This window comes from Plantactinospora sp. KLBMP9567, from assembly GCF_033446045.1.
GTDB lineage: Bacteria > Actinomycetota > Actinomycetes > Mycobacteriales > Micromonosporaceae > Plantactinospora.
In genome coordinates this window covers 178,936-200,284 of record NZ_JAWQRR010000010.1, presented here as the reverse complement: position 1 = coordinate 200,284, position 21,349 = coordinate 178,936, and the positions used below count along the sequence as shown (strand labels likewise).

At 71.8% G+C, this 21,349-nt stretch carries 16 protein-coding genes and 1 pseudogene; 6 read left to right on the top strand and 11 right to left on the bottom strand.

The window, feature by feature from the left end:
* Positions 1–31 precede the first annotated feature (31 nt).
* Positions 32–3,691: a multicopper oxidase domain-containing protein gene (locus R6Y94_RS08605; protein ID WP_318395245.1), complete on the bottom strand. Its 3,660-nt coding sequence runs from the start codon at positions 3,689–3,691 to the stop codon at positions 32–34.
* A gap of 231 nt (positions 3,692–3,922) precedes the next feature.
* Positions 3,923–4,753, bottom strand: a complete 831-nt coding sequence (locus R6Y94_RS08600; RefSeq protein ID WP_318395244.1) for a DNA-formamidopyrimidine glycosylase family protein — start codon at positions 4,751–4,753, stop codon at positions 3,923–3,925.
* 155 nt (positions 4,754–4,908) lie between these two features.
* Between R6Y94_RS08600 and R6Y94_RS08595 the strand changes: the two genes are divergently transcribed.
* From R6Y94_RS08595 to R6Y94_RS08575, 4 genes and pseudogenes are all read left to right on the top strand, one after another.
* On the top strand, positions 4,909–5,277 hold the full coding sequence (locus R6Y94_RS08595) for a hypothetical protein (RefSeq protein WP_318395243.1): 369 nt from the start codon (positions 4,909–4,911) through the stop codon (positions 5,275–5,277).
* A gap of 297 nt (positions 5,278–5,574) precedes the next feature.
* On the top strand, positions 5,575–5,760 hold the full coding sequence (locus tag R6Y94_RS08590; RefSeq protein WP_318395242.1) for a hypothetical protein: 186 nt from the start codon (positions 5,575–5,577) through the stop codon (positions 5,758–5,760).
* Positions 5,761–5,762: 2 nt separating this feature from the next.
* Positions 5,763–6,300: pseudogene (locus R6Y94_RS45070) on the top strand (DUF6879 family protein).
* Positions 6,301–6,308: 8 nt separating this feature from the next.
* Complete coding sequence (locus R6Y94_RS08575; RefSeq protein WP_318395239.1) at positions 6,309–7,157, top strand: helix-turn-helix transcriptional regulator; 849 nt, start codon at positions 6,309–6,311, stop codon at positions 7,155–7,157.
* 81 nt (positions 7,158–7,238) lie between these two features.
* Here R6Y94_RS08575 and R6Y94_RS08570 read toward each other — a convergent pair whose 3' ends face one another.
* The 9 genes from R6Y94_RS08570 to R6Y94_RS08530 all read right to left on the bottom strand — a co-directional run bounded on the left by R6Y94_RS08570 (position 7,239) and on the right by R6Y94_RS08530 (position 17,704).
* Positions 7,239–7,484 (bottom strand): CPCC family cysteine-rich protein, encoded by a 246-nt coding sequence (locus tag R6Y94_RS08570; protein ID WP_318395238.1) that lies wholly within the window; start codon positions 7,482–7,484, stop codon positions 7,239–7,241.
* Between the two features lie 153 nt (positions 7,485–7,637).
* Positions 7,638–8,414, bottom strand: a complete 777-nt coding sequence (locus tag R6Y94_RS08565) for an SAM-dependent chlorinase/fluorinase (RefSeq protein ID WP_318395237.1) — start codon at positions 8,412–8,414, stop codon at positions 7,638–7,640.
* Between the two features lie 37 nt (positions 8,415–8,451).
* Positions 8,452–9,381 carry an acetylxylan esterase gene (locus R6Y94_RS08560; protein ID WP_318395236.1) on the bottom strand — a complete coding sequence of 310 codons (930 nt, stop codon included), beginning with the start codon at positions 9,379–9,381 and terminating at the stop codon, positions 8,452–8,454.
* 41 nt (positions 9,382–9,422) lie between these two features.
* Positions 9,423–11,609: an alpha-N-acetylglucosaminidase gene (locus tag R6Y94_RS08555; protein ID WP_318395235.1), complete on the bottom strand. Its 2,187-nt coding sequence runs from the start codon at positions 11,607–11,609 to the stop codon at positions 9,423–9,425.
* Between the two features lie 3 nt (positions 11,610–11,612).
* Positions 11,613–12,956 (bottom strand): Gfo/Idh/MocA family oxidoreductase, encoded by a 1,344-nt coding sequence (locus R6Y94_RS08550; RefSeq protein WP_318395234.1) that lies wholly within the window; start codon positions 12,954–12,956, stop codon positions 11,613–11,615.
* Between the two features lie 95 nt (positions 12,957–13,051).
* Complete coding sequence (locus R6Y94_RS08545) at positions 13,052–13,912, bottom strand: carbohydrate ABC transporter permease (RefSeq protein ID WP_318395233.1); 861 nt, start codon at positions 13,910–13,912, stop codon at positions 13,052–13,054.
* Between the two features lie 55 nt (positions 13,913–13,967).
* The gene (locus tag R6Y94_RS08540) at positions 13,968–14,924 is read right to left on the bottom strand and encodes a sugar ABC transporter permease (protein ID WP_318395232.1); all 957 of its coding nucleotides are present in this window, start codon (positions 14,922–14,924) and stop codon (positions 13,968–13,970) included.
* Positions 14,921–16,297, bottom strand: a complete 1,377-nt coding sequence (locus R6Y94_RS08535) for an ABC transporter substrate-binding protein (protein ID WP_318395231.1) — start codon at positions 16,295–16,297, stop codon at positions 14,921–14,923. The genes R6Y94_RS08540 and R6Y94_RS08535 overlap by 4 nt, the downstream gene beginning before the upstream one ends.
* Positions 16,298–16,360: 63 nt before the next feature.
* Positions 16,361–17,704: an alkaline phosphatase family protein gene (locus R6Y94_RS08530; RefSeq protein ID WP_318395230.1), complete on the bottom strand. Its 1,344-nt coding sequence runs from the start codon at positions 17,702–17,704 to the stop codon at positions 16,361–16,363.
* 128 nt (positions 17,705–17,832) lie between these two features.
* On the opposite strand from R6Y94_RS08530, the gene R6Y94_RS08525 reads away from it, so the two are divergent.
* Both R6Y94_RS08525 and R6Y94_RS08520 read left to right on the top strand, forming a co-directional pair.
* Complete coding sequence (locus tag R6Y94_RS08525; RefSeq protein WP_318395229.1) at positions 17,833–18,834, top strand: Lrp/AsnC family transcriptional regulator; 1,002 nt, start codon at positions 17,833–17,835, stop codon at positions 18,832–18,834.
* Between the two features lie 197 nt (positions 18,835–19,031).
* Positions 19,032–21,263, top strand: coding sequence for a PQQ-binding-like beta-propeller repeat protein (locus R6Y94_RS08520; RefSeq protein WP_318395284.1), 2,232 nt, complete (start codon positions 19,032–19,034; stop codon positions 21,261–21,263).
* The last annotated feature ends 86 nt before the right edge of the window (positions 21,264–21,349 follow it).

The following is a 21,349-nucleotide window of genomic DNA, read 5'->3' as shown; positions in this document are numbered from 1 at the left end:
GCGCCGGGTCGTACCACCGGGCCTATGACCGTCAGGCCGGCGTACGGATCGAGACCGCGCGGCTGACCACGGAGGTGCCGGCGGCGTTGCCGGCCTGGATGCGGTAGTGGTAGACGGTGTCGCGGGCCAGCCCGGTGTCGGTGAACGAGCGGGCCGCGCCCGGTACCGGCAACGTCGCCACCCCGGTGGTGAAGCCGGAGTCGGTGGCCCGGTGCAGCCTGAATCCGCCGACCACGCTGGTCAGCGGGACGGCCCAGCTCAGCACCACGCTGACCCCGCCCGGACCGCCGGCCACACCGTCGAGCGTTACCGCGAGGTCGGTCGGGGTCGCCGGCACCGCCGGGGTGACCACGGTGGAGACGTTCGACCACGGTGACGTGGCACCGAGATAGCAGGTGCGGACCCGGTAGTAGTAGGTGGTGTCCGGGGCCACCCGTGGGTCCGGGCAGCTTCCGGTGACCGGGACGGTGCTGGTGACCAGCCCGCTGGTGAAGGTCGGATTGGTGGCCCGTTGCAGGTCCACCGTGGTGGCGAAGGACCGGTTCACCCAGCCGCGGTTGACCCGCAGCGGCGGCCCGCTCGCCACCGTGGCGACCAGCCCGGTCGGCGGCCGTAGCTGCACCATCGTGCTGGCCGGGTTCGAGTACGCCGAGTGGGCGACGCTGTTCTCCGTCCGGACCCGGTAGTAGTAGGTGAGCCCGGGGACGACGGTCGAGTCGACGTACCGGTTGTCGCCGGCCGGGACGGCGAAGATGCGCGAGTCCCGGGTGAAACCGGCGTCGGTGGCCCGCTGCACCAGGCTGCCGGTGGCCGGCGGCGCTGCCGTACCGGTGCCGGCCGGCGACCGGGAGTTGTCCGTCCAGGCCAGCACGATCGCCGGGAGCACGGTCGCGGAGCCGGGTTCCGGCCTGGCGGCGAGCCCGGTCGGCGCGGCCGGCGAGAACCGCAGCACCATCGGCCGGGCCATCTGGGCATCGGCGTGGCCGAGTAGCTGGCAGTGCCAGACGTACTCCCAACCGAAGTTGTGCACCCGGTTGGTCACCGCGGCCGGCTCGCCGGTCTCCGAGTTGACCTGGGTGTATCCGTCCGACGTCCCGGCCGGTCGGGTGGGGTCGTGCAGCCGGGTGCTGTCCGGGACGGTGAACGGCAGCGGCTCGGGCAGCGTCGGCCGGATCGCCACCACCGTCGCCTCGAACGGGTTCATCCGGACGGTGTCCTTCCAGCCGACCTCGTTCGGCTCCGGTGGCTTGATCGCCCCGTCCCGGCCGACCCGGTTGACGAGCTGGACGTTGACATGGTGGAAGTGGATGGACTGGGTGTCCATCCCGTTGTGGGTGATCTTCCAGAGCTGGGTGTTGTCGCCGGGGGAGCCGACCGGGGCGGCCGGGTCGGAGGGGAGCAGCACCTCGGTCGGCGGGTCGATCCGGGTCAGCGGGATGGTGGTCTGGATCAGCGAGCTGGTCTTCGGCAGCTCGGTGCCGAGTAGGAAGTTCATCCGACCGTACTCGGGGTCGAAGTCGGCCACGATCGCCTTGGGCCGCAGCGGCAGGGTCACCGGCGTGCCCCCGCAGTACGGGGTGAAGGTGACCGAGGTGTCGTCGATCGGGACGTACGTGTTCCGGGGCGTGGCGGTGTCGAACGCGGCGTCGTACGCCTTCTGCGGCACGATCGGCGGGGGCTGGCTCTGCCCGTACGCCCGGGGGAGCGCGACCCGGAGCCGGTCGGTGTCGAACGGCGGAGCCGGCGTGCCGACCACCTGGATCTGCATCAGGGTTCGGGTGTTCGGGCCGTAACCGGGGCGGGTGGTCGGCGGCCCGCCCGACGAGGTCCGGTCCGGGGCGCCGGTGTAGTGGTCGTTGCGGGGGTCGAAGCCGGGCATCGGCGCTGGACAGTCGTTGTAGAGAATCAGGTTCGACCCGGGCGGCACGGACGAGAAGTCGACGACCACGTCGGCGCGTTCGCCGGGGGCGAGCAGCAGGGCGTGCTCGGTCACGTTGAGCACCGTCACGTCCCGCCGGTTGTACTGGTAGTTGATCGGCTGGCTGGGCAGCACCGCCACCGCCGGCAGCAGCCCGCCCTCGGAGCCGATCTGGATCCAGTCCGGTCCGGCCGCGTTCGGGTCCGGCACCCCGCCGCACCGGCCGTCGGTCGGCCAGCTCGGCGGGAAGTCCGGGTTCGGCCGGGCCGCCACCATCGGCACTTCGCCGGCGTCGCCGTCCCGCAGCGTGCCGTCCGGATGCCACATCGGGGCGTCCGAGGCCGCATAGTGGAGCTGGAGGTTCAGGCTGCGGTCGTTGCAGGCGTTGAGGATCCGGAACCGGTACGCCGCCGGCCGCAGCCGCAGGTAGGGATAGGCGGCACCGTTGACCAGCGGGGTGTCCAGGAACGCGTCCGGCACTGCCGACGGGGTGGGGGTGCCCGGCTGGACCGGCGGTTCCCACGGCCGGGTGGCCGGGTCGTAGTACGGGTTCGGTGCCGCCCCGTGGGTGATCCCGGTGAACGGCGGCCAGAACCAGGGCCCGTAGTCCCACCGGCCCATCGGGTTCGTCCCCGACTCGTTGTAGGGATTCTGGCTCGGCATGTAGACGTGCGGGAACCAGAGGCTGCCCGGGCCGCCCCAGCGGGCCACGTCCCAGGTCGGGTCCTCGGCGGCGAGCTGGGTCTCGTCCGGTACGAAGGTCTTGTCCTGGAGCACCAGTACGATTTCCTCGGCCGGCAGCACGCCGTCGTCGACGAGTTGACGCTGCACCGGATCGTCCAGCCGGTAGAGGCCGACCTGTCCGGAATAGACGGTGAGCCGGGCGATCCCCTCCGCCTGGTCGTGGAACCAGAGCAGCCGACCGCTCTGCTGGTTGGGGTAGTAGGCGGTGGTGGCCCCGGCGCCGGGGTCGGGCATGTCCGGCACGCTGGCGTAGCCGGCGCCGCGCGGGTACGAGGTCGACTCGCCGGCCGGGGTCGTCCACTGCGCCGGGCCGCCGTTGCTGATCCACGGGGTACGCCCGCCGTGCAGGTGCACCGCGGACCGGTTCTGCGGATAGCGCTCGGTGTCGCCGAGCGGACCCGTACCGGCGCCCGGCAGGGTCGGATCCACCGGCAGGAAGAGTGCGCCGGCCTCGCCGACCGGCAGCCGGTTGACGTACTTGACCCGGACCGGACGGTCCCGCTGCGCCAGGATCAGCGGCCCGAGATGGTACGGCCGGACCGGCGGGGCCACGGTGTTGTGCCCGGTGTCGTCGGTCCCGTTGTTGAGCTGCCGGTAGCCGCGCAGCCGGGTCGGCGGCAGGTCGGGGTGCAGTCGCTGGTGGTACTCCTGCACGCCGATCTCGTAGTAGTCGCAGCCCGGATAGGTGGTGGTGTCCGGCACCGCGACCGGGATCAGGTTGCCCAACTCGTTGGGGGTGTCGCCGGGCCGGGGCAGCGAGGTGACGAACTTCCGGATCCCGGTGCCCGGCGCCACCCGCCCGTCGGCCCCACAGACCGGCAGCGGACTGTACGCGAAGTTCGGCACGAAGCCGAAGTAGTCCGGTGGGGCGGTCGGGTCGAGGGCGGCCGCCGGGAGCGGATCGGTGCCGGTCCGGGCAGCCGGCACCACCGTACCCGCCCGGCCGGTGCCGGTCTCCCCGCTGTTCCCGCCCTGCCGCCTGGCCTGCTCCGCCCGGGCCGCCCGGCTTGCCGCGAACCTCCTGAACATGACCGCACCCCTTCCCCGGGAAGATCAGCTCGACCGGATCGCTCCGTCCGCCAGCGCCCGAGTTCCGCGACCGGTCCGACCCGACCTGCCGAGAGAGCTGCTGACGATCCGTAAGCAGTCAACCGCGTACGGCCAGTGTTGGATACGGTCGCCAGCCCGGTGAGAGTGCCTCGACTTCGGATTGGCACACGACGGCGTCGTCCGGCCATCGCCGCTCGCCGTCGACCGGGGTTACCCGCTGCGCGGGATGGCCGGGCCGGGCCGGCGCCGGCCGGGCTCGGGCTGGCAGACCGGGCACCAGTAGGTGACCCGCTCGTCCTGCTCCCGCTTCCGGATCGTCGAGCCGCACCGGCGGCACGGCTCGGCCCGGCGGCCGTAGACGTAGCTGGTCCGGCCCCGGTGCAGCGACCCGGTGGTGCTCTGCGTCCACCGCCCCCGGTTCGCCATCAGCAGCCGGTGCGCCAGCGCCACCAGGCCCGGCAGGTCCGGCACCTCCCGGACCGGCGTCCACGGCGAGACACCGCGCAGGAACAGCAGCTCGGACTTGTAGAGGTTGCCGATGCCGGCGAGATTGGTCTGGTCGAGCAGCGCCTCGGCGATGCTCCGGGCCGGCTGGGCGGCGAGCCGGCGTACCGCCTCGGCCGGGTCCCAGTCCTCCCCGAGGAGGTCGGGCCCGAGATGCCCGATCAGCGACGGTTCCTCGGCGGTCGGGACCAGGGCGAGATCGTGCAGGTGATAGCCGACCGCCACCGCGTCGGCGGTACGCAGCACCACCCGGATGGTGTGCGCGGGGCGGGCCGCCCAGCGCTCCCCCGGGGCGTACGCCCGCCAGGCTCCGTCCATCCGCAGGTGGGAGTGGAGGGTGAGCCGCGCCTCGTCGTCCCGGCCGAGCAGCCGCAGCAGCAGGTGCTTGCCCCGGGCGGCGGACTCCAGCACGGTCGCGCCGGTCAGGTCGGCGGTGGCGAGTCGCGGCACCCGGAAGTCGGTGGCGGTCAGCCGGTCACCGGCCAGGGCACGGTGCAGCGCACGGGCGGTGTTCCACACGGTGTCGCCTTCGGGCACCCGTCCATCCTCCTCCAGCCGTACGCCCGCCGGCCGCGCACGCGCCGATCTCCGCCGCAGGTCGTGAGCTGGTCGGTCGCGCTCGACTGCCGCCGGTCGGCGGGAATCGGTGCGGCGCCGTCCGGCGCCAGTGCGGATGGAAGGAGGCGTTCCCGGTGGAGATGTGGCTGCGGGTGGCCAGTGGTCGACGGTTGGACTACAGCATCCGCCGGCCGGTCGACCGGAAGGGTCCGGACAACCGGGCCGCCGCCTGCGACTGGTCATCCCCGGAGGCCTGGTCCGGCGACTACCGGCGAGCGGTGAAGTACGGCGCCCGGGTCCGCGCAGCGTTCAACCGGCGCGACTCTCGGCTGTCGGGTTGGCGCGAGTTCCTCGGCCAGACCGACACCGACAACCTGGTCGCCGGCCTGGCCGGATCTCGTCGAGGTGCTCGTCGCCCCGATCATCCCGGCCGCGATCAGCCTGGTCGCCGCGTACGTGGCGAAGCACTCGCCCGCCCGGACCTGCCGACCAGCCATCGGTAGCAGCACCAGCAAGGCCGGTAGCTCAACGAGGAGAGCGTCGCCACGAGACATGTGGCGGAGGTAGCCGGTGCAAGGCCGGCCCGGGTGAACGACCAGCGGCCCGCTCTCCTACGGGAGGGCGGGCCGCTTCGTCGTTAGACATGGATACGACAGGAGGTGTCCGCTGCCTCGCTCGTTGTACTACGGTCCACGACCATGATTCCGCCCCTCGACCCGCAGAGCGGGTTCCTGCCGCCAGGTAGGTACCCCCGGGGGCCGATGTCTACGACCGGTTTGTCAAGTCCGAGATTGGAGTTCATGTGGAAGGACCCCGGGTCAGGGGGTGGCGGATGCCCGGCGCTGTACCGCACCGACGGCGGCTACGTGGTTCAGGGGGTCAAGCTCGATGACGCCACCCGCGCCCAACTCCGCGACCTCGCCGGGAACGAGGATGGCGTGTTCGTGCCTGCGGCTGTCCTCGATCGGCTCCGGAAGCTGGACTGAGCATGCCCACCCTGCTCACTGATGTCGAGTTCGCCGAGCACCTGCGGACTTTCACACGTACCGCCCGCAGGTTGGAGTTACAGCCGGTCTACCTTGAACCGGAGGAGGAAGCGACGGTGGCGAAGTTCGTCGACGGGCAGCCCGAACCGCCAACCGAGGTGCCAGGGCTACGCTCGTGGTTCGAGCAGATCGCCGAGCTGACGGTGGCACGTCGAGCGGGTGCGTGTCCATGAGGACACGCCCACCGACTACCAGCGGTGGGAGCGGTGGGCCGGCCAGTGGAACACAGCGGCCGGTGAGACGATCCGGTACATGACTCGGAGTCAGGCGCACGCCATCGGCCTGCTTCCAGCCGCCGGGGACGTCGACTGGTGGCTTCTGGACTCCGAGCTGCTGATCATGATGATGTTCGACGGTGACGGCCATCGGACCCGCAACGAGTTGGTAGCCGACCCTCTGATCGTGGCGCAGGCGCAGGCGTGGTGGGATCTGGCGGTTCGGCACGGCACCCCGGACCCAGCCCCGAGCGCCGCTGCTTGAGGAGTCAGGTGAACCCGATCGAAGAGTGGCTGACCCAGCCTGATGGGCGGGCGGCCCGCCTGCGTGCCCTGCGTACGCGGGCGGGCCTGTCCGGCAAGGAACTGGCGGAGCGTGCCGGGTGGCAGCCGTCGAAGGTGTCCCGCATCGAGAACGGAAAGCAGATGCCGACGGCGATGGACGTCGCTGCCTGGGCTTCGGCCTGCAACGCCGACGGCGAAGCGGATGACCTCATCCGCCTGCTCGGCGAAGCGCAAACCGCCCGCCACGACTGGAAGCGTCGGATGCGGCGCGGTCAGGTCGCCGTGCAGGCCAGCTACAACGAACTCGTCCGGAACGCCCGGCTGGTCAGGCACTTCGAGACCGTCTACATGCCAGGGCTGCTCCAGACCGCCGAGTACGCCCGCCGCGTGCTCAGCGAAATGGTCGACCTGCACGATCTCGCCGTCGCCGACGTCGACGAGGCCGTGGCAGCCAGGATGCAGCGCCAGGCGTACCTGTACGACACCACGAAGCAGTTCGAGTTCCTGCCGGCCGAGCCCGTGCTTCGGTGGTTGCTCTGCCCGCCGGACGTCATGCGCGGACAGCTCGACCGGCTTCAAACGGTCGTCGGGTTGCCCAACATCCGGTTCGGCATCGTCCCGATGGGTGTGCCGCTGACCACCGCACCCCAGCACGCCGTCCAGTTGTATGACGACCTGGCGATCGTCGACACGTTCCTCGGTGAGATCACCTATCGCGGCGATGACGCCGACGCGCACGCCAGGGTGGTTGATCGACTGTGGGAGCAGGCGGCGGTCGGCGAGGACGCGCGACGTCTGATCGTCCGGGCAGCCAGCGACATCACCCACGCCACGTAGGTCTCGGTCGCGATGGAGACCCTCCGTCGGGTGGACGGCAGCCCGGTGGCGGAGCCGCGTCCTACCGCCGCCCACCCAGGGTCAGGGCAACTCCTCGGGACGGGGCTGGCGGACCGCGTCCTGGTAACGCGGGTGGCTCGCGCCGTAGATGGCGTAGTTGAGCCGGGCGTCTGACAGGCTCAGCTCACCGTTGGGGCCGCCCCGGGCGGTGCCGGCATTCTGGTCGGTGGAACCGTCGTCGGTCCAGAAGCAGATCGGACAGGTGCCGCCGCCGGTCCGGTGCGCGCAGCATGGGCAGGCGGCAACATCGATCGTTTGTTTCCCCACGCGGTAAGCATTTCACAGCAGCCCGGCGCGGGCACAGTAGACAGTTTTGTCATCCTTTTCGGCTCCACCGGCCGATTCCCGGTGCCGTCCGGTGGCTCGACGCGGGCGGTGCGTGGGCCGGGTCGGCGCCGGTACGCCGGGTCGGCGCGGCCCTCACTCCAGCCGCAGTACGTCGCCCGGGGCGACGCGGAGGAGTTCGTCGGCGCGGCCCCCGTTGACCGCGACCGCCAGGTGGTCGGCCGAGTCCGGATAGACCACGATCTCACCGGCGGCGGCGTCGCCGAAGGTGCCGCCCCGGACCGCCCGCCGCGCGCCGATCCGGACCACCGGACCGAGGTGCCGCAGCGCGGCGCCGGGGGCGGCGAGTTGCACGTTGCCGAAGTGGTCGACGGTCAGCACCTCGGCCTCCACCCAGCCCTCACCCCTGCGCACGACCGGCTCGGCCAGCCGTACCAGGGTCGCCGGGTCGACGGCCGGGCCGGCGTCGGTCAGGGGTGCGCCGAGCGCGAACCGGGCGGCGGCCGGGGCGAAGACGTCCCGGCCGTGGAACGTGCGGGACGGGTCGGGGAACCATTCCGCGCTGGTCAGCTCCACCGCCTCGGTGATGCCGCCGAGCACGCTCGCGGCCCGGGGGAGCAGCCCGTTGTCCGGCCCGACCAGCAGGCCGCCGGGGGTACCCAACGCGACGCCGCGCCGCGCGGTACCCACGCCCGGGTCGACCACCGCCACGTGCACGGCCGGCGGCAGGTGTCCGACGGTCTGGGCCAGTACCGTGGCGCCCCGGACGACGTCTCCGGGCGGGACCAGATGGCTGACGTCGATCACCCGGACGGCCGGGGCGATCCGGGCGACCACCCCGTGACAGGCGGCCACGAACCCGTCGGAGAGGCCGTAGTCGGTGGTCAGGCTGAGCCATGCGTAACCGGGCACAGCCGGAAGGGTAGCCCGGCGCGGCGCCCCGGCCAGCTCAGGCCGGTGGAGCCGGACCGAGCGGGGCGAGGAAGTCGCGCTGCGCGGTAGAGAGAGCCTCGGCCTCGCGGACCATACCGGCGTACGGGGTGTGCCCGGCGCTCAGCAGAAACCGCGCACGCGGCCCGGCGAGCGCGTTGTAGACCGCGAACTGCCCCGGCGGCGGCACGGCTGGATCGGCGAGCGCCAGTCCCACGTGGGTGGGGATGCGCAGGAACATCGCGGCGGTCGCGGCGTCGAAGTACCGCAGCACCTCGTGGACCTCCGGATGGGCGCGGGCGTGCTCCCGGACCGCCTCGCCGCTTCCGGTACAGGGCATGGTCAGCCGCAGCGGGTGGTTGCCGAAACTCGGCACCACCAGGCACGCGCTGGTGATCCGGTCGTCCCACGGCAGGGCGAGCGCGCCGATGCCACCGCCGAAGCTGGTCCCCAGGTAGTCGACCCGGGCAGCCGCCTCCGGTACGAGCCGGCACAGCGCACTGACCGCGGCCCAGACGTCCGCCGCGCAGCCACCGTGCACGTAGGTGCCCCGGTCGGCGATGCCGTGCAGGACGTGCCGCCGCGCCGTGTCGGGGATGCCCGGCACGAGACCGCGGGTCGGCAGCCCGCGCGAACCGAAGTACAGCGCCGCGGCCCGTTCGACCGGCACGGCGGCGTCGGGTGTCGCCCGACCGCCGTACCCGTGCCCGACCACCAGGCCACGTTCCACGCGCCCGTCGGCCGGCAGGCGCAGCCAGCCGCCGAGCCGGATCCCGCCCAGCGAGGTGAACTCCACGTCGTACGTCGAGCCGCCGGGCCGGCTCGACTCCGGGTGGCCGCTCGGTCGCGCCACGGGTGCCGGGTCGACCTGGCGGGCCCGCTGGTGCAGACCGGTCCAGAAGTCCGCGAAGTCGTCGGGCGGCGGCGGCACGCCGACCTGCGACAACATCGGGAGCGTGTAGCCGTACGTCGGGTCCCCAATCACGGCGGTCAGTGACCGAGCCGGTCGAGGATCCGTGCCGCGACGTCGCGGGTGTTTCCGGCAGGCTCGGCGGAGTAGCCGCCCAGGGAGTTCCGCCAGGATTCCTCGTGCGCGACGATGCGCGCCCGCAGGACGTCGACGTCCGGCTCCCGTCCGGTCCGTGCCGCCTCGGCCAGCCAGGCGCCCCACAACTCCCAGCGGGGCAGGTAGTAGTCCCGGACGAGGCCGGACCAGTGGCGCCCGGAGTAGTCGTGCAGCCCGCTCGACTGGTGTCCCCAGACCGAGACGAGGCTGCGGGCGTCCCGCTCCATCACGTCGGCCTCGGCCGGCGACCCGCCCCAGGCGCGGGCGGCGGCGATCCAGTGCCCGACCCGGGACTCCACCCGGGTACCGGCGAGTTCGTCGAGGTCGAGCAGATCGCTCCGGAACCGGGCGAGATGCGCCAGGATCGCCGTCGGATCCCGGTCGGCGAAGGCCGCCACGATGCCGCGGATGTGTACCCGGGCGCCCTGCGCCAGCACGTGGCCGACCAGCTCGGCGACGTCGCGTTCCAGCGGATCCCGGACGGTCACCTCGGTGGCCCGCCGCAGCAGCAGTCGCGCGGCGTGGGCGATCCGTGGCAGGGCGCCGAGCACCATCGGATCGTTCTCCGCGTCGATGTTCGCCGACGGCCGCAGCGCCTCCGCGTCGATGTTCGCCGGCCGCTGTGCTGGCTCGGCGTCCTGCGGGACGAACTCGCCGGCGAGGCGCTGCGCCGCGAAAGGCGTGCCGGCCGACCAGGGGCGGGCGATGACGGGCGACGGGATGGAGCGGGTACGTCCCGGCCCGTACAGCGTGTCCGCCAGGATCCGCCACGCCCGTACGACGTCGTCGTGCGCGGTCGCGTACCGCTGCCGGGCGAACGAGTCGAGCCACTCGGAAACCGGCGGTACGCCCCAGGCAAGGTCGGCGGCCAACTCGTAGAAGACGGTGTTGTTCTCGATCGCCTCCGGGGCCAGCCCGATGCCGACCAGCCCGGACGGCCGGAGTTGTCGCAGCTCGTCGATGTCACGGGTCAGTCCGCGCAGGTCGCCGAAGAGCGCGAAACGGCCGCCGAAGTTGTGGATCGCGCACCAGACCCAGCGCCGCCCGAACATGCCGTCACGGCGCCACATCGGTGCGTACTCGCCCCAGAGGTCGAGCAGGAGCAGCCGCTCGGTCGGTACCTCGGAGAGGAACGCGTGTACCCGGTCCGGCGTCCAGAACTCGCGCTGGTAGTGGAACGGCCAGCCGGCCAGCACCCAGACCGCCTCGGGATCGCGCTCCGCCATCGTCCGGTGGACCGCCCGACCCACCGACGCCAGATAGCCGGGCTCCCCGCTCGGCGGCACGGACTCGACGAACGGGTCGACGGCGTAATGGTGGTCGGTGCCGAAGAGCTCGCGTTGGATGCCGAGGAACTCGGCGGCGAGCCGCTCGAACAGCGGGCTGTCCGGCCCGAGGATCGGGGTGCGCCAGCCCTGCCATTCGAGTTCCCCGGCCGAGGCGTCGGCGAGTTCCGGCGGCACGTGCCCGCCGAACATCGGCAGCACCGGCGTCATCCCCAGCGCCCGCTCCCGGTCGAGGATCCGGCGCGCCAACTCGACGTGCCGGTCGATCCAGGTCGCCGGCAGCGGTCCGCCGAACGAGTTGGTGTTCCCCATCCAGGTCCACGGGAAGTGTGCCGCGCTGCCGATCCACGCCTCGATCCGGGCCGGATCGAGCCCGGCCCGCCGGTACAACTCCGCCAGCACCGCCTCGTGCCCGACCTGCATGAGCGGATGTGTGACGCCGTGCAGCGCCATCCAGTCGATCTCCCGCTCCCAGCGGTCCCAGTCCCAGAACGCCGTCGAATAGCCGTAGGTCACGGCGTTGAGGTGGTAGCGGATCGGGAACGGGGTGCTCAGCCGGGTCGAGGGGGCCGCCGGCCAGGAGGTCGGCGGTGGGTCGAGGCGTGGGCTGTCCCAGGTCACCTGGCGGCCGGCGTACGCCTTCAGGTACTGCCCGAAGGCGGAGGCCGCGGCGACCGGGTCCGAACCGCGCAGGGTGAGTACGCCGTCCCGGCACTCGTACCCGGCGACCGTCGTGCCGTCGGCGGCGGCCGGGACCCGTTCCACCCGTACGCCCTCGGCACTGCCGGCCACCCGTACCACCAGGTCGCGGAGGAGATCCTGCATCGCCTACAGCTCCTCCACGGTGCGGTTGCGCCGCGACCGTTCGGCGGCGAAGGCGACGAGGTGACTCTCCAGGCTCTCCGCCAGCGAGCTCGGGGCGTCCCCGACCTCGTCGCCGTGCAGCCGGCGGCGGACCCGCTGCACGAAGTCGCTCATCAGCCCGGAGTCTCCGCCACCGTGCCCGGTGAAGGCTTCGGTGACCTCCTCGGTGACCCCGTGGGCGCCGGCGCCGACCTCCAGCGTCGGGTTGGCCCGTCGCCCGTCCACCTGGGGTGGCGTCTCCAGGAACGGAGCGACTTCGATCCGCCCGGAGCCCATGTCGGCGGTGATCTGCCCGTGGCTGCCCATCAGCACCAGGGTGCGGGTGTTCTGGGCGGTGAACGCGGAGACCACCAGCGAGGCCGTGACGCCGTTGCCGAACAGCAGCGTCGACGTCTGGTGGTCGACGACGTCGTTGTCCATCCGGTAGACGCACCGCCCGTAGTCGGTCGTCCGCAGGGCGTGGCGTCGCCCGGCGACGCTGGTGTCGTTCGTGATGACCGTGACCGGCGGCCCGTTGACGGTGGCGAGCTGGTCGACGTAGAGCCGTTCCGCGTTGTACGGGCAGGTGTCGGCTGCGGCACAGCCGTCGATGCAGCGCTCCGTCGATCCCTTCGGCGCGTGCTCGGCCCGGAAGTGGCGACGTTCACCGAACGACGCGACCGCTACGCACGGCGCGCCGACCAGCCACCGGAGGATGTCGATGTCGTGGCACGCCTTCGCCAGCAGCATCGGGCTGGACCGGTCGGCGCGGTGCCAGTTGCCGCGTACGTAGCTGTGTGCGAAGTGCCAGTAGGCGACGTTCTCGATGTGGGAGATGCCCTGTAGCTGGCCGATGCGTCCCTCGTCGAGCAGGCGGCGAAGAGTACGGAAGAACGGGGTGTAGCGGAGCACGTGGGCGACGGTGACCGTGCCGCTGCTGTGCCGGGCCGCGGCCGTGATCCGCTGTACCTCCTCCGGCGTCGGTGCGATCGGCTTCTCCAGCAGGACGTGCCGTCCCAGCTCAAGGGCGCGGAGTGTGGGCTCCACGTGGTCGCGGTCCGGTGTCGCGACGATGACCCCGTCCCACGGTCCGGGCGCCGCGAGCGCCTGCCGCCAGTCGGTGAACCGTCGGGAGTGCGGCACGGCGTGCGTGTCGCCCAGCCGGTCGCGTCGCTCCCGGTCGGGGTCGGCGACCGCGACGACCTGGGCCTCGGTGGGGTGCTCCAGGCACCACCGGGCGTACGCGTGCGCGCCCCGCCCTCCCGCACCGAGTACGAGCAGTCGTAACGGACGCGTTCCCGACGACACCCGGCCTGTCACGTCGATCATCCTTTCCGAGGTCACCGGTATCCTTTCCGGGCTCACCGGCATCTTTCCCGGGCTCACCGGTATCCTTTCCGGGCTCACCGGCGTCCTTTCCGGGCTCACCGGTCCGCACCCGAGGTGAGACCGGTGACGATGTAGCGCTGGGCGAGGAAGAAGATGGCGATGACCGGCACGGTCACCGCGATGGAGCCGGCCAGGAGCACGGTCACCGGCACCTGGAAGTCGGTGAGCTGGGAGAGGCCGAGGGGCGCGGTCCACAGCGAACGGTCCTGGACGAGGAAGAGCAGGGCGTAGAAGTACTCGTTCCACGCGATCATGAAGACGTAGATGGCCGTTGCCACGACGCCGGGCAGGGCGATCGGCAACACCACCTTCCGCAGCATCGTCGGCAGCGAGCACCCGTCGAGCAGGGCCGCCTCCTCGACGCTCTCCGGCAGGGCGAGGAAGTAGTTGCGCATCATGTACAGCGCGACCGGGACGGTGGCGGCGACGTAGACGATGAGCAGCCCGACGAGCGACCTGGTCAACCCCAGCCGGCTCAGGATCACGAACTTCGGGACCGCGAGCACGATGCCCGGGAAGAGGTAGACGCCGAGGATGATCGCGCTGGTGACGCGGCGGCCACGGTAGCGGAGCCGGGCGACGGCGTACGCCCCGAAGACGCACGCGACGATCGACACCACGACGGTGCCGACGGCGACCAGCAGGGAGTTGAGCACGAACCGGCCCAGCCCGAATCCTCCGGCGGACTCGTCCTTCATCGCCGTGACGTAACTGGACAGGTCGATCTCGCTCAGCCCGGGAACGATGTCGAGCGGGTCCAGCAGGGCGGCGGAGTACGGGCGCAGCGACAGCAGTACCCCGTAGAGCACCGGTCCGACGCTGCAGGCGAGGGCGACCACGATGAAGGTCCAACGCAGGACGGTGGCCGGGCGTGACGGCCGCATCGCTGAACTCACCGGGAACCTCCTCGGTTCGTGGCCGTGGTGCAGAACCGCCTCGCGTCGCTGGCGTTCACACCGGCTCCCTGCGTCGGGACAGCAGCACGTAGCCGGCGAGCAGCACGCTCAGGATCAGCGACATCAGCAGCCCGTACGCCGCGGCGCTGCCGATGTCGGCCCTGGTGATCAACTCCGTGTAGACCTTGATCGCCATGACCTGGGTGCCGCCGGCACCCTCGGTCAACAGGTAGACGTCGTTGAAGTTCTGGAACGACCAGATGAAGCGCAGCAGCAGCAGGAGCAGGATGACCCCCCGCAGTTGGGGCAGGACGAGGTGGCGCAGGTTCTGCCCGCCGGAGGCCCCGTCCAGCGCCCCGGCCTCCTCGATCTCGCCCGGCACGCTCTGCAACCGGGCGGTGATGAACAGGAAGGCGAGCGGGAAGGACTTCCAGATCTCGAAACAGATGACGACGAGCAGCGACACCGGTACCGGTACCCCGGCCAGCTCCGCCGACGTGGTGCTGAGGAAGCCGATCGGGTTCTGCCAGCCGAGGTACTCCTGGCCCACCGCATTGACGATGCCGTACTGCGGGTTGAGCATGGTGCGCCAGATCATCGCCGCCGCGATGACCGGCAGCACGTACGGGATCAGCAGCAGCGCCCGGACCAGCCCGCGCCCCCGGAACGGGCGCCGCAGGGCCAGGGCGAGGGCCAGGCCGACCCCGATGGATCCGACGGTGGTCAGGGCGGCGTAGGCGATCGTGGTCCAGAGCGCGTCCCAGAATGCCTCCGACGCCGCCGCGTCCCTGAAGTTGTCGAAACTCCATTCGATGGTGGACGGCGACAACCTCGGGATGTCGATCAGCCGCGTGTCCGAGAGGGCGAAGACCACGACCAGGACGAACGGGAGCAGCACGACCAGGGTGACCAGCAGCAGCGACGGGGCGGTGAGGAACTGGCCGTTGAGGTTCTCCCGTTGGGAGCGGCTGAGCCGCTCCCAACGGGCGGTCCAAGCTGTCGTCGTCTTCACAGCTCGGCTTGAACCTTCTTGACCTCCTCGGCCATCGCCTTGGTCACCTCGGCCGGCGGCGTTCCGCCGTAGAGCCGCTCCAGGAACTGCGCGAGAGTGCCCTCCGCGGTGACCGCGCCGGCCAGGGGCGAGTCCTTGGTGCCCATGCCCCACAGCCGGACCGCGTTCATACCGTCCCGGATCGCGGTGACCATCTCCGGGCCGTACAGCTCGGCCACGGACTGCGTCCGCTGCGGGCCGATCCCGAGCTTGCCCCACGCGTCGAGGTAGGCGTTCGGGTCGGCGGCGGTCCCGTTACGCAGCGGGATCCGTCCCTCGGTCGCCGAGCCGAGCGTGTCGGCGTACCCCTCCTCCAGCACGAACTTGACGTACTGCTGCGCCTCCGCCGTGTGGGCGCCCTCCGGAATGCCGTAGCCGAGGGTCGCACCGTACTGGGCCGGGTGGTTGCGGTCGAGCACCGTGATGAAGCCGGAGTTCTTCGCGAGGAACGCCGGGTCGTTCTTGCACTGCGGGCAGGTCGCCGGGTTCGCCGGGTCCAGGCCGGCCAGCTCGTCGAGGATGTGGGTCGAGAAGAGCAGCATCGAGGCGCGCCCGGCGAGGTACGCCGCCCGCGCGCTGGTCACGTCGAAGTCCCCCTGCACGCTGGAGTCCCGCAGCGTCTTGAAGAGTTCGGCCGCCCGGGTGCACTCGGCCGAGTCGATCGTGACCGTGCCGTCGCGGACGAGCTCGCAGCCGGCACTCTGGAACATCGAGTAGATCGCCTCGGTGCCCGAGGCGGTGCCGGTCTGGGTGCCGAGGGCGATGCCGGTCACCCCGGTCCCCTTCATCGTGGTGGCGGCCTGCGCCACCTCCGCCAGGTTGGTGGGCACCTGGACCCCGGCGGCCTGGAAGAGGTCCTTGCGGTAGACGAGCAGGTGCACCCAGCCGTCGCTCGGCACGGCGCCGACCTCGCCGTCGAGACCGAAGGCGGTCAGGGCGTTCTGGTTGAAGGTGCCGGCACCGAGGTCGTCGACGACCTGCTGCGCCGCCTTCGTGTCCAGCAGCCCCTGGGAGCGCCAGGCGGACGTCGAGGCGGCGCTGTGCAGGATCACGTCGGGTACGTCGCCGGAGGCGGCGCCGGTCACCAGGGACTGCCGCTGGTCGGCTTCGGCCAGCGGCACGACCTGCACGGCGATGCCGGTCTTCTCGGTGAACCGGGCCGCCACCTTCTGCTGTGCCGCGACTCGTTCCGGGGTCGTCTGCGGCGTCCAGACGGTGATGTCGTTGCGGTCGCCCGCATCCGACTCGTCGGAGTCGCCGCAGCCGGCGAGTAACGTGAGCGCGGCCGCGGCGGCGACCGCCGCCGCGTACCCGCGCCTGATCCGCTGGGTCATATGTCATCTCCTCGATCTGCGTTGGGGGGATCGGAGCCGGGTCGGCGGCAGAGCACGGCCCGGTCAGGAGCGCTCGATGGCGCGGTGGATGGTGTGCCCCTGGGAGCTCGTCGGGGGCCGGACGCCGAGCAGGGCGCTGACGGTGGCGGCCACGTCGACCAGGCCGACGTCGCGCAGCGGGACACCGGCCCGGATCCCGGCACCGGAGAGCACCAGTGGCACGTACGCCTCGGCGAGGCCGCCGTGCGAGCCGCGGGGCTTGCCGTCGGTGAGCGTGGAGAGGTGGTACGGCTCGATCGGCTCGACGACGAGGTCACCGAGCTTGTCACTGGCCTTCATCCGGCGCAGGTCCCGCTCGTCGTAGACGGCCGCGATCCCAGGGACGGAACGGATGATCCTGGCGATGTTCCGGGCGTGCGCCGGCGTGTCCGCCCGGCCCCGGAGGGTGATGTCGGCGGTACGCGGCGCCGCCACGACGACGATCTCGCTCGCCGGGTCCGGTACGCCGCCGGAGGAGGAGATGACCTCGACCGTCAGGCCCGTCCCGGCGAGCTGGTCGACCACCTCGGGCAGCAGCGGGATGGTCCAGTCCCGGGCGCCGTGGTCGGCGGTGACGACGAAGGCCGTCTCGTCCAGGATGCCCGCCTCCCGGGCGGCCTCCCGGACCCGCCCGATCTGGGCGTCCACCCGGGCCAGCGCGGCCGGCAGGCCGGCGGCGGAGAACCCGTCGCCGTGCAGCACCGCGTCGACATCGTCGCAGTAGACGGTGATCAGGTCCGGGATCCGCGCCGGGGCGACCATCGTGCCCCCGGAGTCGACCGGCTCCCCGCGCAGCAGCGCGATCGCCTGGTCGGCACGAGTCTGGCAGTTTCCGCCCGGCTGGGTGTAGAGGGCGGCGGGGTCGCCGAAGACGGCGCCGTAGTTCTGCACGACGTACCACTGGAGGTAGGCGGCGGTGCGGTCCTGGCGCCGCAGCGACTGGGCGATCGTCTCGACGCCGGGCTCGATGTGACGCTCCTGCGAGACGCCCCGACCGGTCTCCGGGCTGTAGTAGTAGCCGGTGTTGCGGTGGGTGATCGGGTACGTGCCGGTCGCCGTCGTCGCCCGCGACGAGTTCGAGTACGACGAGAAGGAGCCGTCGGCGACGCCGTACGAGCCTTCCTCGATCAGCGCCCGAAGGTTCGGCAGATCCGCCACACCGGCGTACTGGCCGTAGACGAAACGTGGGTCGAATCCATCGAAGTCAAACAAAATTACATGCTGGGCGGGTCGCGCCAGGGGCGTCGACGAGGACGAGACCGGAGATGCCGGTGTCGGGCCGGCCGGTACCGCGACGGCTGCGAGCAGCGCGACCGTGGCCGCCGCGACCGCCCGGATCGCGTACCGTCGCTTGCCAGGAAGCGCCATTCGCTGTCTCCTCACCGGAAGAAGGTGAGCGCGAGTCTGCGGAGCCGCGAGGTAGAGTGTCAACTTTTGAACGGCGAATGCAAGACTTCAGCATGTCATCGCGTCAAAGTGATGGGTATGGGGCTTTGTTGGACGCACTCGATCGCCGGATCATCGGTGCCCTGCTCGCACATCCGCGGGCCACCCACGCGCAGATCGGCGAGGCGGTCTTCACCTCGGAGGCGACCGTCTCCCGTCGGCTGCCGCGACTCATGCGCAGCGGGGCCGTCCGGGTGATCGGGGTGATAGACAGCGAGACGACCCGTCGGGCGCGATCACTCTTCGTCCGGCTGCGCTGCCGACCGGGCACCGCCAGCCGGTCGGCCGAGCACCTGGCCCAATGGTCGGAGAGCGGATCGGTCAAGCTGGTCACCGGCAGCGTCGAGTGCGTGGCCGAGGTCTCCTACACCTCGAACGAGCACCTGCGCCAGCTCATGTTCGACCAACTGCCCGGCCTGGACGGGATCCTGGCGGTCTGGAGTAACCAGGTGATCCGCAGGTTCTCCACGCCGCACGGCTGGAGCCCGAGCCTGCTCCCTCCCGACGTCGTCGACCGGCTGCGCGACCAGCGGATGGACCAGTGGAACGAGCAGGTGCCGACCGTACCCCCGCCACGGCTGAGCCCACTCGACGAGACGATCGTCGCCGCTCTGACCCGGGACGGCCGCCAGGGCTGGCAGCAGTTGGCCGAGCGGTGCGGCGCGAGCCCGGTCACGGTACGGCGGCGCGCCGAGGCGATGATGACCGCCGGCTTTCTGCGGATGCGGACACTCGTCGAGCCCGGCGTGGTCGGGCTCCCGGTGAACGCCTTCGTCTCGCTCAACGTGAATCCCACCCAGCTCGGGCAGGTGGGCGAAGTCCTCGCCGCGCACCCCGCCGTACTCATGATCGCCGCGACGACCGGAGACCGGAACCTCTGCGGTGAGATCGCGCTGGCCAGCGACAGCGCCCTCTACGACTTCCTCTCCGAGACGATCGGCCAGCTACCCGGCCTCCAGCACGCCGATGTCGCGGTCGCGCTCCGTTCCGTCAAACGGGCCGGGATGGTGCTGCCGGCACCAGGACCTGAGCAGGGCCAGGCCGGGACCTGAGCACGGCTGCGCCCCAGGCCTGCCGAGCCGGTGACCGGCGCGGATGCAAGGACCCGACACCCCGCCGGCCATGTTTGACGGTTTCCTGCGAGATCATCGCCGATTCACCCGGAAGACCTTGATCGAAAACTTGGGCCCGTGCCAGGCTCACCGGCACTCCAGACGAAGTCGGCCGGAAGGAACGGACCGTGTCATCGATGCCTGCCCGGGACCATGACCACCTCCGGCTGGACCGCCGCCGGATCCTCCGGCTGGGCGCCGGTACGGCCGCCGCGGTGGCCGCCGGCGCGGCGGCCGGCGGATCGCCCGCCCTCGGCGGGCCGACCGCCGCCGGCCGGCCCTGGCCGGGCGGCCCCGCCCCGTCCGGGTTCGCGCTGCTCGGTGACACGCAGATCGACGTGGACCTCCCCGAGCGGACCGAGATCGTGAGCTGGGTGTACCAGCACATCGCCGCGGCGAACCCGCCGATCGTCTGCCACGTCGGCGATATCGTCGAGCACGGCTCGGTGGCCGAGTACGACACCTACCTGTCCACCATCCCGGCGGCGTTGCGACCCCGGATCCGGCACGTTCCCGGCAACCACGACTGGCGGTGGGACAGCACCGCCGGGGCGCGCTACGGCGCGCTGTTCGGGCCGAGCCGGTACTCCTTCGACCACGCCGGCCTGCACTTCGTCGCGCTGGACCCCAGCCACCTGCTCCAGGAGCCGGGCGGCTTCGGCGAGCCCGGCATCGACTGGCTGACCCGGGACCTGAACCGGGTCCCGGCCGGCGTGCCGATCGTGCTGCTCTGCCACTTCCCGTTCGGCGGTGACAACTACTACGTCAACGACCAGGAACGGCTGCTGGGGCTCCTGGACCGCTACAACGTACGGGCCGTGTTCGCCGGGCACGTGCACGCCGAACAGGTCCAGCGGTTCAACGGGCTGACCCAGTTCGCGGTCGACGACACCCGCGGGGCGCCGATCTACTACTGGGTGGAGCGTACGTCCGGACGGGCCGGTTCGGTGCTGCGGATCACGGCCGTGCAGCGGGCCGCAGACGGCAGCGCCGAGACCCGGCCGGTGCTGGAGATCCCCCTCGACGGTCCACGGACCGCCCTCGCGCAGCGGCCCCAGGCGCTCTCGCTCACCCCGGCCGCCTCCACCCTGGCGGTCTCGGTGCGGCTCTCTCCGCGCGCCGAGGCGGCCAGCGTGCAGGCTCAGCTCTACCCGCAGCACACGTACGGCCTCAAGGACGCCGGCCAGTGGCGGGACCTCGCCGCCGACACCTCTGGTCGCCGCTTCAGCACCGGCCTGGACATCACCACGCTGCCGCCCGGCGAGCACCGCATGACCGTACGGGTCACCGACCCCGGCGGCGCCTGGTACGAGCAGACCCGGACGTTCGCCCTCCCCGACCCCCGGCGACGGCTGCGCTGGCGCGAACAACTCGGTGCCCCGGTGCAGGCCGGCCTGGCCGCCCGGGACGGCCTGCTGGTCGCCACCACCACCGACGGCACCGTACTCGGCGCCCGGCCCACCCGCAACGGACTACGCCAGAGCTGGCGGACCAGGCTCGGCCCGGTGCACGGCCGGCCGGCGTTCGCCCCCGACGGCCGGACCGTCTACGTGCCGTCGGACGACCAGCACCTCTACGCCCTCGACCCGGCCACCGGGCGGCGCAGGTTCGCCTACCGGGCCGGCGCCCCGGTGCTGGGCAGCCCGCTGGTGACCAGGGTGGCCGGCCGTACCCTGGTCGTCTTCGCCGCCGGCGAGACCCGGCAGGCGATCGACGCGCGCACCGGCGCCCGGGTGTGGAACGTGCCCGGGTCGGGCATGTTCGCCGGGCGCGCGGCCAGCGACGGCATCCGGGTCTACGCCGGTGCCGGGGACGGCAACGTCTACGCCCACGACGCCCGCACCGGCGCCGTCCGGTGGTCGTTCTCCACCAACTCCCGGACCACCGCCTACAGCCGGCTCATCTACGGCCCGTGGGCGGACAACCTCGAGGTACTCCCGAACGGCCTGGTCCTGGTCTCCACCGTGGCCAACGCGTTCGCGTTGGATCCCGCCACCGGGCAGCAGCGCTGGTCGGTGACCGGCTCCTACGTCTACGCCCCCAAGCTGCTGCTCGACGACGGCGACGTGCTGATGTTCGACGACGGGGGGCGTACCGCGGCCCGGGTCGACCCGGACACCGGAGAGGCCCGGTGGACCACCGGACTCGGTGCGCGTCCGGTCAGCACCGGCGCGGCGATCCACCGCTCCGTCGCGTGGACCCCGACCACCACCGGCCTGCTGGTCGCGCTCGACCTGGGCACCGGGTCGGTCCGGACCCGCCTGCAGCTCACCACCACCGGGTACTGCTACAGCCCGCCGGTCGTCGTGGGCGACCTGCTCCTGGTCGGCGACCAGGACGGGCTGCTGCACGGCATCGACGTGAGCTGACGGCTGGCCGTGCTGCGGCGGCGGGAGGTGCCGGACCGGTTCCGCATGACCGGAGCCCGGACCGGTTCCGCCGGCCCGGCGCCCGG